This window comes from Maccoyibacter intestinihominis, from assembly GCF_040096355.1.
In the GTDB taxonomy this organism is placed as follows: domain Bacteria; phylum Bacillota; class Clostridia; order Lachnospirales; family Lachnospiraceae; genus Maccoyibacter; species Maccoyibacter intestinihominis.
Genome location: NZ_JBBMEX010000007.1, coordinates 38,253 through 53,587 on the forward strand (window position 1 = coordinate 38,253; position 15,335 = coordinate 53,587).

17 protein-coding genes are annotated in these 15,335 nt (G+C 41.4%); all 17 read right to left on the bottom strand.

Annotated elements, in window-relative coordinates; all coding sequences use genetic code 11:
* Nucleotide 1: 1 nt before the first annotated feature.
* The 17 genes from WMO43_RS07900 to WMO43_RS07980 all read right to left on the bottom strand — a co-directional run bounded on the left by WMO43_RS07900 (nt 2) and on the right by WMO43_RS07980 (nt 15,335).
* Nucleotides 2-1,438, bottom strand: coding sequence for an HD domain-containing phosphohydrolase (locus WMO43_RS07900; RefSeq protein WP_353530822.1), 1,437 nt, complete (start codon nt 1,436-1,438; stop codon nt 2-4).
* A 105-nt stretch (nt 1,439-1,543) separates the two neighbouring features.
* Nucleotides 1,544-2,404 carry a YitT family protein gene (locus tag WMO43_RS07905; protein WP_353530823.1) on the bottom strand — a complete coding sequence of 287 codons (861 nt, stop codon included), beginning with the start codon at nt 2,402-2,404 and terminating at the stop codon, nt 1,544-1,546.
* 176 nt (nt 2,405-2,580) lie between these two features.
* On the bottom strand, nt 2,581-3,513 hold the full coding sequence (gene tsf, locus WMO43_RS07910) for a translation elongation factor Ts (RefSeq protein ID WP_353530824.1): 933 nt from the start codon (nt 3,511-3,513) through the stop codon (nt 2,581-2,583).
* Between the two features lie 65 nt (nt 3,514-3,578).
* Nucleotides 3,579-4,316 (bottom strand): 30S ribosomal protein S2, encoded by a 738-nt coding sequence (gene rpsB / locus WMO43_RS07915; protein ID WP_177963053.1) that lies wholly within the window; start codon nt 4,314-4,316, stop codon nt 3,579-3,581.
* Nucleotides 4,317-4,456: 140 nt separating this feature from the next.
* A complete protein-coding gene (locus WMO43_RS07920; protein WP_353530825.1) occupies nt 4,457-5,056 on the bottom strand; it encodes an MltG/YceG/YrrL family protein in 600 nt (199 codons plus the stop codon).
* Nucleotides 5,053-5,784, bottom strand: a complete 732-nt coding sequence (locus WMO43_RS07925) for a DUF6115 domain-containing protein (RefSeq protein WP_177963051.1) — start codon at nt 5,782-5,784, stop codon at nt 5,053-5,055. Before WMO43_RS07925 ends, WMO43_RS07920 begins: the two co-directional genes overlap by 4 nt.
* A 9-nt stretch (nt 5,785-5,793) precedes the next feature.
* Nucleotides 5,794-6,105, bottom strand: coding sequence for a hypothetical protein (locus WMO43_RS07930; protein ID WP_177963050.1), 312 nt, complete (start codon nt 6,103-6,105; stop codon nt 5,794-5,796).
* A 30-nt stretch (nt 6,106-6,135) separates the two neighbouring features.
* Nucleotides 6,136-7,728: a flagellar assembly protein A gene (locus WMO43_RS07935; protein WP_353530826.1), complete on the bottom strand. Its 1,593-nt coding sequence runs from the start codon at nt 7,726-7,728 to the stop codon at nt 6,136-6,138.
* 20 nt (nt 7,729-7,748) lie between these two features.
* The gene (locus WMO43_RS07940; RefSeq protein WP_177963048.1) at nt 7,749-8,513 is read right to left on the bottom strand and encodes a FliA/WhiG family RNA polymerase sigma factor; all 765 of its coding nucleotides are present in this window, start codon (nt 8,511-8,513) and stop codon (nt 7,749-7,751) included.
* A 23-nt stretch (nt 8,514-8,536) separates the two neighbouring features.
* Nucleotides 8,537-8,845, bottom strand: a complete 309-nt coding sequence (locus tag WMO43_RS07945) for a hypothetical protein (protein ID WP_353530827.1) — start codon at nt 8,843-8,845, stop codon at nt 8,537-8,539.
* 17 nt (nt 8,846-8,862) lie between these two features.
* Complete coding sequence (locus WMO43_RS07950; protein WP_177963046.1) at nt 8,863-9,348, bottom strand: chemotaxis protein CheD; 486 nt, start codon at nt 9,346-9,348, stop codon at nt 8,863-8,865.
* Nucleotides 9,349-9,360: 12 nt separating this feature from the next.
* The gene (locus WMO43_RS07955) at nt 9,361-9,981 is read right to left on the bottom strand and encodes a chemotaxis protein CheC (protein ID WP_353530828.1); all 621 of its coding nucleotides are present in this window, start codon (nt 9,979-9,981) and stop codon (nt 9,361-9,363) included.
* A 71-nt stretch (nt 9,982-10,052) separates the two neighbouring features.
* A complete protein-coding gene (locus WMO43_RS07960; protein WP_177963044.1) occupies nt 10,053-10,517 on the bottom strand; it encodes a chemotaxis protein CheW in 465 nt (154 codons plus the stop codon).
* Nucleotides 10,518-10,530: 13 nt separating this feature from the next.
* Entirely contained in the window at nt 10,531-12,627 is a 2,097-nt protein-coding gene (locus tag WMO43_RS07965) for a chemotaxis protein CheW (RefSeq protein ID WP_353530829.1), read from the bottom strand.
* Between the two features lies 1 nt (nt 12,628).
* Nucleotides 12,629-13,696, bottom strand: coding sequence for a chemotaxis-specific protein-glutamate methyltransferase CheB (cheB, locus tag WMO43_RS07970; protein ID WP_353530830.1), 1,068 nt, complete (start codon nt 13,694-13,696; stop codon nt 12,629-12,631).
* Between the two features lie 4 nt (nt 13,697-13,700).
* Nucleotides 13,701-14,438, bottom strand: coding sequence for a flagellar brake protein (locus WMO43_RS07975; RefSeq protein ID WP_353530831.1), 738 nt, complete (start codon nt 14,436-14,438; stop codon nt 13,701-13,703).
* 21 nt (nt 14,439-14,459) lie between these two features.
* Nucleotides 14,460-15,335, bottom strand: coding sequence for a MinD/ParA family protein (locus WMO43_RS07980; protein WP_353530832.1), 876 nt, complete (start codon nt 15,333-15,335; stop codon nt 14,460-14,462).

Here is a 15,335-nt window from a genome sequence, read left to right on the forward strand (position 1 = left end):
ATTACTCGTTTTCTCCCAATACTGCCGCAACACGTTCCCGGATATAGTTTACCTTAAACGGTTTTACGATATAATCTGCGGCTTTGACATCCTTACATTCCAGTATCGTCTGCACATCACTGGCACTTGATAAAAAGATGACCGGTATATTTCCCGGAAAACGCTGGCGGATCACTCTGACTGCCTCAATTCCACTCATATTCGGCATAAGGATATCCATTAGGATCAGATCCGGTGTTGCTTTCTGTAAGTATTCAATGGCTTCACTGCCGGAGCGTACGGCAATAATTTTATATAATCCGTCCAATGCAGCTTTTACGGAACGGATACTCGTTACCATATCATCTACAACCAGAATTGTTTTAATCTCTCTGCTCTTACGCTCTTTTTCAAACTCTATCATTTCCTGCTCATCAATTGTCTGTGTATTGACCTGATTGATGATCGTGATATTCATTCCTACGGATGAGTCATTCAGATTTAAATCCGTTCCATCAAAAAATCGGACTGTCGGACGCAATGGGCTTCCTAAATGATTTTCGACGACGATGGCTTCTCTGCCATCGGATAATAATACCGTTACACCCTTTGGATATACAGGAACTTTATCCATAAATGCACGGACCACCTGCTGATCAAACAGTGTTCCACAGCCACCCATCAGATATTCTAACGATTCCGAATAGGTGTATGCTTTTTTATATGCACGGTCACTTGAAAGTGCATCATATACATCTGCCACATGGATGATCTTTGCAAACGGATGGATCTTGTCTCCGGTCAGACCGTTCGGATAGCCGCTTCCATCCTCATTTTCATGGTGGCTCAATACTGCCGCTTTGACTCTTGCCGGAATGTTCCATTTTTCCTTTAACATATCATAGGAACGCTGGGAATGACTGCGTAAAAGTTCATTCTCCTCCGGTGTCAGTTTTCCCGGTTTATTTAAGATTGCCTTATCTATGGAGATTTTTCCAAGATCATGAAATACTGCCGCGGAGCAAAGATCTACTAATTCCTCATTGGTATATCCCATTCCCATTCCGATGACTACGGAAAGTACCGCTACATTGACGGAATGTCGGAATGTATAATCATCAAAAGTACGGAGGTCTAACATATCTAAGGATATGGTTTTTGCCTCCATCAACTGCTTTACGATGCTCTCTGCAACGTTTACTGCCTCTTCTAAATCCAGCTCCTGCAATGCCTCTACCGCATGATTACGCAGTTCGGCTGTAATGGTGTCCTGAATGACAACATCTTTTGTTAATTCGTCCTCTATATAGATTCCCGGGTATCCCCGCTCTCTGATCCTGACAATGATCTCATCACTTAACAGCTTTCCTTCCCGCAATAAGGTTCTGGTTTCGTAATCATAAATTGATTTTGCCAGCATCATTCCATGTTCTACTCGTTCTATCGGTACAAATCTCATATGTCCCCTCCGCAATAAATTATGTGAATTTTCCTAAAATATAACATTTTATGACTGACAAGTCAATCTTAATCCATTTTTCCTACCTATATTACAGGGTTTGACTTATTCATTTGGCTTTTGATAGAATCTTCCTGCAATCTGCTCTGTTTTGATCGCATTCACAAATGCATGTGGGTCAGCTTTTTTCACTTCGCGGATGATCGACTTGCTCTGTGCACTGGAAACTACGGAATAGACGATTTTTCTCTCCTGATGTTCATAGGAGCCTTCTCCCTCCATAATGGTTGCGCCATGGTTACTCATCTTTGAAATCACTTCATAAACTTCTGTTGCCTTATTCGTTACGATAAACAGGGTTTCATGCTGGTACTTCCGATATAAAATATGCACTACCTGCGTAGAGGTGTACTGGAATATGATCGAGTACAGGGCTTTATCCCATCCAAACAATACGCCTGCAGCCGCTAAAATGACCACATTGATGCCTAATACCACATTCCACGAATCGATCTCTTTTTTTTCTGAAAGATAGATTGCAATAAAATCCGTTCCTCCTGTTGTCGCATTCATATGCAGGCAGAGTCCGATGACAAATCCATTGATCAGTCCGCCAAAAATACTGATCAGCAGCGTATCGTATGTGATTGCATAGCCCGGTATGATATCGGTCAGGACACTTGTCAGCACGATCATCAGACAGGAATACATTGTGAATTTTTTACCAATGAATCGAAAACCGATATACACCGGTATGGCATTGAGCAGTATATTGACAATGGTATATGGAATTGTAATATGTAAAAACATGTCCGCTGCTCTTTGTATTAAAAGTGCCAGACCGGTCGCCCCTCCCGGATAGAGTCCTCCGGTTCTGACAAAGGATTTGATGTTCAATGCCATTAAAAAGGATGCGAAACATATGACAAGGATTTTTTTGATACTTTCTTTTGCTTCTGTTTTCATTTGTAGCCCCCATTCTTTTGTTTATTATTCAATTTATCATATTTAGGAGATTGTTTCAATGTGGTTGGTAGATCATTGTCACTTTTATATTTAGACATAAAAATAACCCCTACAAACAGTGTCACCACCATTCATAAGGGGTATTAATCATTTCAGAAATTTAACACAATATTCAATTATGCATTCATCTGAGCTGCAACTTCTGCTGCGAAATCTTCATTCTTCTTCTCTAAACCTTCACCGGTCTCGAAGCGAACGAATTTCTTGATCTTAATCTTTGCATTGTTTGCTTTTGCAACTTCTTCTACATATTTGCTTACAACCTGTTTTCCATCTTCAGCTTTTACATAAACCTGGTCTAATAAGCAGATTTCTTTTAACTCTTTGTTGATACGTCCCATTACCATACCGTTTAAGATCTTCTCGTTTGCATCCGGCTTCTCGTTCTTAGCCTGTACCATTAAGATTTCTTTCTCTTTCTCGATATAGTCTGCATCTACTTCATCTCTGCTGGTGTAAAGTGGTTTTAATGCTGCTGCCTGCATTGCAAGGTTCTTTGCCATCTCTTTGATGTCATCGTTGATCACATCTGTCTCAACGTCTACTAATACACCGATTTTTCCGCCTGCATGGATATAAGAAGCGATAAATCCGTTCTCTTCTTTTACCTGCTCAAAACGACGGATATTCATGTTCTCACCGATTACTGCGATCTGCGCTGCTAATGCTTCGTTTACAGTTTTGCTTGTATCCGCTGCCCAAGGCTCTGCTAAGAATGCCTCGATATCTGCTGCACTTGTAGTTAATGCCTGTGCTGCAACTTCTGCAACATAGTTCTGGAATTTCTCATTCTTTGCTACAAAGTCTGTCTCAGAGTTAACCTCTACAACAACTGCGGCTTTTGCATCATCTGTCAGTTTTGTAACTACGATACCCTCTGCTGCAATTCTGCCGGCTTTTTTCTGTGCAGTTGCAAGACCTTTTTCACGTAAAAAGTCTACGGCTGCTTCCATATCACCATTTGTCTCACCTAATGCCTTTTTACAATCCATCATTCCGGCACCGGTCATCTCGCGTAACTCTTTTACCATTGCTGCTGTAATAGCCATTTTATCGTCCTCCATTTTTTACACAATACAGGACAGGCAAAATGTCTGTCCTGAGAATTCTCTTATTATGCTTCTTCAGCTTCCTCTGCTTCAAACTCTTCTGCTGCTTCTACATCAACTGTTCCCTGATTAGCTTCTACGACTGCATCTGCCATCTTAGAAACGATTAATTTTACTGCACGGATCGCATCATCGTTTCCAGGAATTACATAGTCTAATTCTTCCGGATCACAGTTTGTATCACAGATACCAATTAACGGAATACCAAGTGTGTGTGCTTCCTGTACGCAGATTCTTTCTTTCTTAGGATCTACTACGAAGATTGCATCCGGAAGACCTTTCATGTCTTTGATTCCGCCAAGGTTCTTCTCTAATTTATCCCATTCTTTCTTTAAAGCAATTACTTCTTTCTTCGGTAATACATCAAATGTTCCGTCCTCTGCCATTGCTTCGATCGCTTTTAATCTCTCGATACGGCTCTGGATAGTCTTGAAGTTTGTAAGCATTCCGCCTAACCATCTCTCATTTACATAGTACATTCCACATCTCTCTGCCTCTGTTTTGATAGCATCCTGAGCCTGCTTCTTTGTTCCTACGAAAAGGATTGAACCACCGTCTGCTGCGATATCACTTACTGCCTGATATGCTTCATCTACTTTTCCTACAGATTTCTGTAAGTCGATGATATAGATACCGTTTCTCTCGGTGTAGATGTATGGAGCCATTTTAGGATTCCATCTTCTTGTCTGATGTCCGAAGTGAACACCTGCTTCTAATAACTGTTTCATTGAAATAACACTCATTTTTTTTACCTCCATGGTTGTGTGCTTCCATATGCTTCATTCCAAAAAACAACCTTTGGCACCAGCTTTTTGGTCTACATATGTGTTTTATAAATTAACCTCAACGATTATATCACAGTTTTCCTGCTATAGCAAGACTTTTATCGATTTTCCTGCTTCGTCGTGAGGATTTTTGCAACTTCTTCGTAGCTTGCCCCTTTTGGCACGGTAAATGTTCCCGGCTGTATCAGATTATCGACATTCGTATCATTGATATATTTGCTGAATGCTGCCTTATCATCGATCAGGCCTGCATCTAACAGTTTTTGTGAGATCGTATCCGAATATTCACCCGGAAGGATACTGACCTCTACCTGCTCTACCGTCTGTTTTTGTGCTGCTGCAGCATCACTGTCCTGAGTTTTTTCTGACTCTGCATCTGCTTTTGTCTGATCATTCTTCGTCTGATCATCTTTTGCCTGTTCCTGCTTATCTTTGTTATCGCTTTTGCTTTCTTTGCTGTCTTCTTTCTGACTGTCCTTTTGATCTTTACTCTCTGAATCCTGTTTCTTGTCTTTATCTAATTCATTGATCGTCTTTCCATCCGTCTCATCCATGACCATTCCCAATGCTTTTGCACGCCGGATGACTTCTTCATCGGAAAACATCTGATCCTGATTTACATGAATCCCTATGATAAAGATGATCGTTGTGATCAGGATTCCGATTCCCAGACCTCTTAAATAATATTTTAATTTCACTCTGCCTGCTCCTCTTTTTCATATAAATCTATGACCAGTCTTATAACGCCGAGTCCTAATCCTAACTCTTTTGCAATCTCTACTTCCGACATTCCCTGCCGTCTTAATTCTAAGATCTGCTCATTGCTGTCTGCAGGCTGCTCTTTTTCTACTTCGCCCGTTTCTTCTGTCTCCGGTACTTCCTCTGCTTCATCCGAAACTGCCTGTACCTCTTCTAACATATTTTTATTATTCTCGGTAACATTTTCCATTAAAATCTGTGAATTTTCATGTTCTTCTTTTGCTTTATACAGTGTTTCCTGTACCATTTCCTCGGTCACGATTTTTTGCAGATTTTCTACCCGCTGCTGGATCTCATTCGAAAAATCTATCATTTCCTTATGTTTGTCACCTAACATGCTGTACAAAAACATGATTTCATTATGGCTTTTATTAATGGACTCAATGACGGTATCCGAATACTCACTGATCGCCATGATCTTTTCGTTTGTCTCTTTGTCGCTTTCGCGGTCTAATTTTTCTAATACTTCTTCTAATTCTGTCTCTAACTGCTCCTGAACCTTATCGTGGGATGCTGCAATTTCTTTATCTACGATATGTGCGATTTCCTCCTGGCTCAGCTTTGCAATCTTATCCAGTTCATCCGGTGATAATTTTTCCGTTACAAAAAAACTTCCAACCATCAAAATCAGTCCGGCCGCAACCAGACATATTTCTATTGCTGTCATATCTGCTCCTTATATCTTGATATCAAATCCGCCATGTGCTGATTTTTGCACTACTTTTCCATCTTTTGCAGCGTCTTTTTTCTTTTTGCTCATGGACTGTTTATATTTATTCTTTCCTTCTTCTCTCGCATCAAAACGTTCCTCTTCTTTTGAGGCGTTGTCCTTATGCTTCACCTGCGAAGCATCGTGATATTCCTGTTTTTTTATTTCCACCTGAATATTTTGCTGCTCCACCACCGGCTTGGCATCCTGCTGGTGTTTCATCATTCCAACATCGTCTGTTCTTTGAATGGTAGCGAAATCCACCGGTCTGATCGTCATAGTCCCACTCCTTCCATGTGTTTCCTGATTTTATAGTGTAGTACGGACAATCTCTCCATCTTTTTTGATGTACTGACAGAAATTCTGTTCATCTTTCACACGCATCTCTAAATCGGATATGGCGACCGTTACACCAGGATAAATCGTTTTACTGACCTGAATTTTTGCATGATTTGCAAACATCAGCTCCTGCTGTAAATCTGCATATTCATTCCGCAATTCTTCCACTGTGCGTTTCTTTGCTTTATAAGCGTAGGCTAACTTCTGCACATAGCTCATCCGCTCCGGCGGAAGCTGCTCTCCACTTTGCAGTTTTTTCGTATAAGTCGCAAGGATCACTTTGCACTTATCAAGTTCTTCATTCTCTTTTTCAAGGGTTTCTTTTAACTCCTGAAAACGTTCTTTTTTCTTCGGGTCAGCGCCAACTTCAACTCGGGTGTCTGTTCCCATCGGAGAACCGATTGTCTGTGCCTCTACCAATGCACCTGCACGGATCATTCCTCCGGTAATAAACCCTTTCTTTCCGCTGACATGTATCTCACTCGACGCTGATACACGGCTGTGCAGAATGGAACTTGTCTCCACAAATCCTCCGGATGATACAATCGCATTTTCGATAAACTGACATATAATATTGCTATCTGCCTGAAGATAGCCTTTTCCCATTCCGTGAATCCCGCGTTTTACAATGATCTGACCGCCTGCTTCTAACAGTGCATCTTCCACGACACCTTCTACGATGATGTCGCCTTTTGCACGGACTTCAAATCCGCCTTTGACATTTCCCGCAACATGCACATTTCCTGCATACTCCACATTTCCAATGGAATTATCGACATCTGCCGGAACTTCAAATACGGAAGATACAAAGACTTTACCTTTTACCAGACTTGCATGACCTGTTACTTCCGAAAAAATCTCTGTCTTTTCTTCATTACATTTGATGTTATTTGCGTAATCCAATGTCAGACTGCGAACCGTTCTCGGACTGATTTCTTCGCCAAATACATTCATTCCCGGTGTTCCCGGATCTTCCGGTATCAGACGTGCTAAAAGATCCCCTGCTTTAACATGACTGATTGTATTCAGATCACGATAATCTACGGAACCGTCTTCATTTTTTTTCGGCTTTAAATTCAGGTTTGTATTAAAAAAGTATTCAATTTTAGCATCTTTTCCATGTATCGGATTTTTCCCTTTTGCAAAGACATAATCTTTACAGTATTGGCGGTTCTGTAAAAATTCCTGAATAGCTGCCCGGTTGATTCCAAATTTAATATTCTGAAGCTGCAGATCCTTGATGATCGAAGTCTCATCTGACAGGTCTCCACCATTTGCCGGAGGATAAAAACGGCATATCACCTGCATTTTATCTAATGACACATGTGCTACCATGACTTCATGAACTGCCATTTCCAAAGAACGAGCAACAAGAACACGTCCTCCCTGCTCCGTGTTATGGACTGCTGTATTTAAATCTTTTAAATCATAATGGTTTAACTGCCGCATTTCTAAATAATCCATTAATTCTTTAATGTTTACAGCCTCTCCACCTTCTGTTGGCGGATAAATTTTCACAAAAACGCCCTCTGATTGTACTTCTAACTGAAAATAGCCATTCATATTGTGTCCCCCTGCTCCATCTAATCTGTCAAAATATTCATATACGGTCCCATTTTTTTCTTCATCTTCTGCAGTGCCTTGGTATGCAGCTGTGAAATTCTTGATTCCGACACCTCTAATACCCTGCTGATCTCCTTCAATGTCAGATCTTCATAGTAATACAGAAGAATTACTTTTTGTTCCTTCTCCGTAAGCAGTTGCATTGCGTCTTTTAACATCCGTTTCAGCTCTGTTTCTGCTATAACCTCCTCCGGCTGTGCAAAGCGGAAATTGCCTTTTGCATCCATAACCGGTTCATTTCCTGACTCCACAAATTCATTCAGTGATACAACATTCGTAACCTTAAGCTGTGACTGCCAGCTTAACAGTTCTTCCCCACTGACCCCAAGTTCTTCCGCTAACATCTCATCTGTTGGCGTTTTTCCGGTACGCGCTTCTAAACTCTTGATTGCCTCATCGATCTTTCTCTGACGCTGCCGGACAGTTCTTGGAATCCAGTCCATTTTACGGATCTGATCTAAAATAGAACCCCTGATGCGCAGACTTGCATAGGTTTCAAATTTTACATCTTTATTTGTATCAAATTTATCAATTGCATCTATTAATCCAAAAACTCCATAACTGACCAGATCCTCATATTCTACGTTTCCACCCAGATACATGCTTAATCTGCCTGCTACGATTTTTACTAACGGTGCGTATTCTATGATGATCTGTTCACGCATTTCCTGTGTTGGATTTTTTGTGTACTTTTCCCAAATTTTCTGTCTCTCGACTTCTTTCATAAAAAGCCTCCAAAGCTACCCCTTTAGATTTCTACATTCTCTTCCGGTTCTTCTTCTGTCGTCGGTTCCGCCTCTGAAGTCTCCTCTTCCGTTTCTTGCGAATCCTCCGGGTTTTCTTCTGTATCAGCCGTTTCTTCCTCTTCTTCCTTCATCTGTGCAAAATTCTTGTCAAGAATTATTTTCACAATACCCCCAAGGATATAAAAAACGATTAATACTAACAGAAGGCTTTTTGTAAAAGCCATTAACTCCATGTGTGTATATATTGCGATAATGCATGTTACAAATCCTGCACTCAGCATTACAATCGCTGGAATTGGTTTTGTTTTCATCCCGCATCCCTCAAACTCTAAATGATTTTATTTTCTTTCCCGACCGATTTGATCATAAAATCTCCTGTATTACAATCTAATACTACAGTACGACCATAATTCAACCCGGTATCTTCCGCAACAATGCGAATTCCAAGTTCTTTTAACTTTTTCTTTGATGCTTCTGCATTCTTGGCTCCGATATTTCCTACTTCAGACAGACCACTTACCTCAAACATTCTTGCTCCACCGGCTATTTTTGCCACTAACCTTGCCTTTGAAGCTCCTGCCGCCGTCACTTTTCTGATCAGTTCCTCAATTCCCGTATCCGCAAATTTTGCAATGTTAGAATTATTCCTTATCTTCGTGCTGTCTGGCAGCATGATATGTGCGAGTCCTCCGATTTTTGTTACCGGATCGTACACCGCTATACCAATGCATGAACCTAGTCCTAACGTAGTAATAGCATCTGGGGCCTTGCATACGTTTAAATCAGCCATTCCGACTTTTATAGTAGCTCCCATGTATTACTCTCCTTATATTGCGATTCCAAGTGCTGATAATATTTTGTCATAAGAATCCAGTTCCGGTAAAAGGATAAAATATCCTTCGATCATCACTTCGTCCCCAAACTGTGTCTCAATTAAGAGTGCATTGTCTCCATATTGTCCAAACATGCAGGCCGGCACACTTAAAATTGCTGCTGCCATGTCAATTGCAACATATGGTATGGTAGGGGAAATCGTCAGGTTTGTCATACTTGATAATGCTGACAAGTAAGAACCTGCAATAATATTTCCTATCTCTTTGATCGCAGATAAATCCATTTCCGTAAAATCTTCTTTGTAATCCGGGTCACGTCCCATCAAACGGTTTACCAGATAATGTGCAGAATCTAATTTCATCAGAAACATCATACTTCCCTCAATATCCTGTTCTAACCCCAAATAGATTCCTACAATGGTTTCATCCTCTGCTGAAATTGCAGAACCGAATTCCTGGAAGGAAAGCAGTTCTACTTTTGGTACATTCATGTTCAGCCGCAAGTCTAACATACTTGCTATTGCTGTTGTTGCATTTCCCGAACCAATATTTCCAATTTCGCGCAGAACATCTACATACAGCTCATTCACTTCCTCAAAACTGAACTTTCCCATGATGTCCTCCTCCTATCCACTTCTATATACAAAGATTGGATATGATGCTAAAGCATCATATCCAAAATCTGTTATGAATTTTCTTTCTCATCTACCACGCTGCTGATATCAAACAGGGAGATCAGATCGTCCCCGTTCTTTCCGATTCCATTGATGAATGTGCTCTTAACATCCTTTGGATTGTGTGCAACCTTGTCGATCTCTTCTGAACCAAGTGTTACAACTTCTTTTACTTCATCCACGATGATCCCTAACACACCCTTCTGCTCAATCTTTAAGATGATGATACGGCTTGTATTCGTAAACACATCATCCTCAAGTCCCATTTTCAGTCTGAGACTCATAACCGGAACAACTTCTCCACGCAGATTGATAACGCCTTTAAAATACGGCTGTGCTTTTGGAACTCTGGTAATCTTTTGCATACGCACAATATTGTCTACATAACTAATGTCTATTCCGTACTGCTCGTTTCCAAAAGTAATTACAATGTATTGTTTTTTGTCATTTTCCATTGTTTCTATTTTTGCTGCCATTGCCGGAACCCCCTTACATTAATGTATTAACATCCAGGATCAATGCAACTTCACCATCACCGAGAATGGTTGCTCCACTGATCAACTTCGTTGTGGAAATGTACTCTCCAAGAGATTTGATAACGATCTCCTGCTGACCGATCAGATTGTCGATAACAAGTCCTGCTGTCTTGTCTCCCTTTTGTACAATAACAACGGTTAAGTTCTCATCATCTTCTACCGGTTCAAAATCCAGCTCCCGGTCCATACGGATCAGAGGGATAACGGCTCCACGGATATGTATTACCTCCTTGGATTCCACATACTTGATATCGCTTGTGGAAATATATTCAATGGTCTGAATGGATGCTAATGCGATCGCATATTTTTCATCACGGATTTCAACCATCAATGCCTGGATAATCGCAAGTGTTAACGGAAGTCTGACAATGAATTTGCTTCCTTCACCCAGTTTGGAACGAACTTCTACATCTCCGCCTAATGCTTCGATATTGGATTTTACAACGTCTAATCCTACACCTCGTCCGGAAATATCTGAAATCTGTTTTGCCATAGAGAAACTTGGCATAAACAGGAAGTCGATGATTTCTTTCTGGCTGAGTTGTTCTGCTGCTTCCGGTGTCACCAGTCCGCGTTCGATTGCTTTTTCTTTTACGCTTTCTGTGTCAATACCGTTACCGTCATCGCCAACTTCGATGATAACGTTATTTCCTTCCTGGAATGCTTTTAAGAAGATGGTTCCAACTTCACTCTTGCCACGCTCTTTACGGAGTTCCGCACTCTCAAGTCCGTGGTCTGCGGAGTTACGGAGAAGATGCTGTAACGGATCACCTAACTGGTCTACTACCGTTCTGTCTAACTCGGTATCTTCACCGGTCATCTCTAACTCCATCTTCTTGTTCAGACGTTTGGATAAGTCACGGATCATTCTCGGGAACTTATTTACAACGCTTTCGATCGGAACCATTCGTACTTTCATAACGGACTCATGCAGATTCGTTGTGATTCTTTCGAGATACTCGATCTGTTCCTGGAAAGTCTGTACCTGATCTTCTTTGTTTTCGCCTGTCATACTCAATGATACCAGACTGTTCTTTGCGATGATCAGCTCGCTGACCTGATTCATCAGTGCATCTAATTTTTCAATATCTACACGGATCGTACGGTTTGTAACCGGTTTCGGTGTGGATTTGCCCTTGCCTGCTGCCTTCTTTTCTGTGCTTGCAGGTGCCTGTGCTGTTTTTGCCGGCGCCGGATGTGTCTCTGCCGGTGCTTCTGCCTTTTCAGGCTCCTCTGTTTTTTCTTCTTCTGCACCGCCTTCAAATGCTGCAATAGGAATTTCTTCTCCTGTTACTGTTTCTATTTCTGATACAGCATTTGCTGCTGCTTTGATCTTTTCAAAATCTGTCTCTTCACTGTCTAAGAAGAAGGAAAATTCATCTTCAAACTTCTCATCTTCAATATCCTGTGATGATGGTCTGTATACAATGATCTGTCCGAAATCTTCTACTGCCTTGAATACTAAAAATGCTCTTGCTGCTTTTAACAGGCACTCTTTCTGGATCTTTACGGTGATTGCATAGACTTTATGACCGGCATCCTGTGCCTCTTTGATGTCATCTTTCTCTTTGTTGTTTAACTCAAAGTCCATGTAATTCGTTACAGCCTTTGTCTCCTGTGCAGGTGCTTCCGGTTCTGCTGCCGGTGCCGCTTCACTCTCTTCTGCACCGCCTGCTAAAATATCATTTAACTCTTTGACAATCGCTTCATTGTCATTTGTTCCCTCATCTGAGGTCTCTTTTACATTTTCAAGATATCCGTCAATTGCATCTAAGCAGTCAAATAATACGTCGATCAGGCTGCTTGTTACTTTCATCTTATCACTGCGGATCTCCTGGAATACATTTTCCATATCATGGGTCAGACGCTGCATTCTCTTAAATCCCATGGTTCCTGCCATTCCTTTTAAGGAGTGTGCTGCACGGAAAATCTCATTAATTACGTCTTTGTTCTCCGGCTCTTTTTCCAACTGCATAATGTTGTCGCTCAGAGTCTGTAAATGTCCGTTTGTCTCATCAATAAAAATCTCAAGGTATTGGCTTACATCCATATCACTTTACCCCCACATTCTTTATTATTGCCTGTGCAATTTCAGTCAAAGGAACAATCTCATCTGCTGCACCTGCCTCAGCAATGGCTTTTGGCATTCCATATACCACACAGCTTTTTGCATCCTGTGCGATCGTATGCACCTTTTTATGCTTCTGTAATTCTATAATTCCCTGTGTGCCATCCGCTCCCATTCCTGTAAGAATGACACAGATAATCTCATCATAAGCACAGTCATTTAAGGATTCATACGTCACGTTCGCACATGGCTTCAAGCCTCCGATTGGAGCCGCATCACTTAATGTAATCCGATGTCCGCCACCCGGCATTTTCTTTACCAGCATATGTTTGCCACCCGGTGCGATATATACCGTACCTTTTTGCAGGACATCTCCTTCCTGTGCTTCCTTTACGGAAACCTTGCTGACTTCATTTAAGCGGTCCGCCATGGTCTTTGTAAATCCTGCCGGCATATGCTGCACTAAGACCATTGGTGCATTCATTTCTTTTGGAAGAAATGGAATGACACTCTGTAATGATTTCGGTCCGCCTGTGGAACATGCAAGTGCGATCAGTCTGTCTCCGGATACATTGTGTGACACTCTTGCCGGTGTTCTGACCGGTTGTGTTCCGGTAACCGGCTTTATGTCCGGCATCCTATGCACATTCTGCTGTGTCTCAAATACGGCTCTTAAGACTCCTAAAAGCTGCTCTTTGAACGGATTGCCTTTTGCCTCAATGATATTGGATGGTTTTGGAACAAATTCAACTGCTCCGCGTTCCATTGCTAAGATCGTTGTCTGGGCATCTCGTGTTGTCAGTGTGCTGACCATGATGACCGTTGCTTTGATCTTATCTTTCTGCAGTTTTTCTAAAAGCTGCAGTCCATCCATCTTCGGCATATTAACATCTAAGATCACTGCATCATAACTGGTGGTCTTTAATCTTTCGTAGGCTTCTAACCCATCTCTGCAGACATCATTTGCCTGAAATTGTTTGTCCGTGTTAATTATATCACAGATGACCCTTCTCATGAGTGCAGAGTCATCAACAACCAGAATATTTCTCATACAATTATCCTTTTTCGTTTCTGCGTTTTTTGCGTTCTTCTTCAAAAATATATCGGATAATATCTTCCCTTACTTTATTATCCTCCATGATAAATTCTATCCTTGTCTCATATCTTGGTTCGCGATACTCTAATTTCTTCCATCCTACGATCCTGCCCTTGATATGGTACTGCTTATCCATATTATCCGAGATCAGTTCTAACTCCATCAAAACGAACTGGTTCGCTTCAAATTTTTCTTCGGAAACAAATCTTGCTCCGCCTCCGCTGATATCTAAGATGGTTGCCCGCTTCTCTTCTTCGTCCGGTACCCCCTGTATGTGTTCTAGCAGTTTTTCGGTGTCTCTTTCCTTGGATTCGTTTTCGGCGATCCGGTAATATTTCATATCCATGACACATGGAAAACGATAATATTCCCTTCGCTGGAACTTGGCAAGCTGTGTCTTTAATTCTACTTTTAACATGTAGATATTGTTAGACTTAAACCGCTCTTTTACCTGTCCAATGGCACGGTACAGATTCTTCTCTGCATAAAATACGAACTCAAATCTGACTCCTAAATGTAACAGCACATACTTACCTTCCTCGATTGGCATGGAAATGTCAATATCCCCATTTTCATGGATTTCCTGTATCCTGCTTGTATAGACATGCGCTACTTCCCCCGTGCTGCCCTGTCTTTCTATCTTTTGTACTGCCTTGATCTCTACTTTGTTTCCCGGACGTAAAATATCTGAAACCATCTCTTCACCTCATATATCAGTCTATTTTCTGGTTAAAATATTAGAAAAGAACTGCGAAAATCCCCTTCTCATTATAAATTGCTCCTGCTCCTCATTGACCAGATTATTTGCCAATACTCTGAATGCGTTAGATATATTGGACTCCGGTGCCATAAGGGATACGGTCTTTTGCTGCCGTACTGCTTTTTCTATCACTGCATCCTGCGGTATCATGCCAAAATAATGCAGTGTTCCATGCAAAAACTGTGATACAACAGACTCTAACTTATCGTATACCAGCTTTCCTTCCTGTACGCTGTTCACTTTATTGGCTACCACATGTATCTGTATCCCGTTCTTGATAAATCCCGGATTCCGGTACAATGCTTTTAGCAGTGAATAGGAGTCTGTCAAAGAGCTTGGCTCCGGTGTTGTGACCAGGATCACTTCAGGACTTGCGATCACAAATTCCAACACACTGTCCGATACTCCTGCTCCTGTATCGATCAGTATCACATCTGCAAGCTCATCTATTTTTGACAGGCTGTGTACCAGATAGGAAATCTGGTCCTTGGTCAGATTGTTCATCGTCACAATTCCGGAACCCCCCGAAATAAATCCGATATCCATCGGACCCGGTGTGATGATCTCGCGTATATCCCTGCCCTGATAGATCAGGTCGCTCAAATTATATTTTGGTATTGCTCCAAACATTACTTCCACGTTTGCAAGACCTAAATCTGCATCAAAAATGATAACTCTCTTCCCCAACTTCCGTAACTGAACTGCCAGATTCACAGCAACACTTGATTTTCCGACACCGCCTTTTCCACTGGTTATGGTAATCACTCTTGCTTTCGGCGTCATCTGCTGATTCTGCAGTTTAATCACATTTCTGATTCCCTCTGCCTGATCCAT

What these genes read in the sequence shown, in the direction of transcription:
- WMO43_RS07900 (WP_353530822.1), bottom strand. Translation starts at nt 1,438, where the DNA reads ATGAGATTTGTACCGATAGAACGAGTAGAACATGGAATGATGCTGGCA.
- WMO43_RS07905 (WP_353530823.1), bottom strand. Translation starts at nt 2,404, where the DNA reads ATGAAAACAGAAGCAAAAGAAAGTATCAAAAAAATCCTTGTCATATGT.
- tsf (WP_353530824.1), bottom strand. Translation starts at nt 3,513, where the DNA reads ATGGCTATTACAGCAGCAATGGTAAAAGAGTTACGCGAGATGACCGGT.
- rpsB (WP_177963053.1), bottom strand. Translation starts at nt 4,316, where the DNA reads ATGAGTGTTATTTCAATGAAACAGTTATTAGAAGCAGGTGTTCACTTC.
- WMO43_RS07925 (WP_177963051.1), bottom strand. Translation starts at nt 5,784, where the DNA reads ATGACAGCAATAGAAATATGTCTGGTTGCGGCCGGACTGATTTTGATG.
- WMO43_RS07930 (WP_177963050.1), bottom strand. Translation starts at nt 6,105, where the DNA reads ATGACGATCAGACCGGTGGATTTCGCTACCATTCAAAGAACAGACGAT.
- WMO43_RS07935 (WP_353530826.1), bottom strand. Translation starts at nt 7,728, where the DNA reads ATGAATGGCTATTTTCAGTTAGAAGTACAATCAGAGGGCGTTTTTGTG.
- WMO43_RS07940 (WP_177963048.1), bottom strand. Translation starts at nt 8,513, where the DNA reads ATGAAAGAAGTCGAGAGACAGAAAATTTGGGAAAAGTACACAAAAAAT.
- WMO43_RS07945 (WP_353530827.1), bottom strand. Translation starts at nt 8,845, where the DNA reads ATGAAAACAAAACCAATTCCAGCGATTGTAATGCTGAGTGCAGGATTT.
- WMO43_RS07950 (WP_177963046.1), bottom strand. Translation starts at nt 9,348, where the DNA reads ATGGGAGCTACTATAAAAGTCGGAATGGCTGATTTAAACGTATGCAAG.
- WMO43_RS07955 (WP_353530828.1), bottom strand. Translation starts at nt 9,981, where the DNA reads ATGGGAAAGTTCAGTTTTGAGGAAGTGAATGAGCTGTATGTAGATGTT.
- WMO43_RS07960 (WP_177963044.1), bottom strand. Translation starts at nt 10,517, where the DNA reads ATGGCAGCAAAAATAGAAACAATGGAAAATGACAAAAAACAATACATT.
- WMO43_RS07965 (WP_353530829.1), bottom strand. Translation starts at nt 12,627, where the DNA reads ATGGATGTAAGCCAATACCTTGAGATTTTTATTGATGAGACAAACGGA.
- cheB (WP_353530830.1), bottom strand. Translation starts at nt 13,696, where the DNA reads ATGAGAAATATTCTGGTTGTTGATGACTCTGCACTCATGAGAAGGGTC.
- WMO43_RS07975 (WP_353530831.1), bottom strand. Translation starts at nt 14,438, where the DNA reads ATGGTTTCAGATATTTTACGTCCGGGAAACAAAGTAGAGATCAAGGCA.
- WMO43_RS07980 (WP_353530832.1), bottom strand. Translation starts at nt 15,335, where the DNA reads ATGGATCAGGCAGAGGGAATCAGAAATGTGATTAAACTGCAGAATCAG.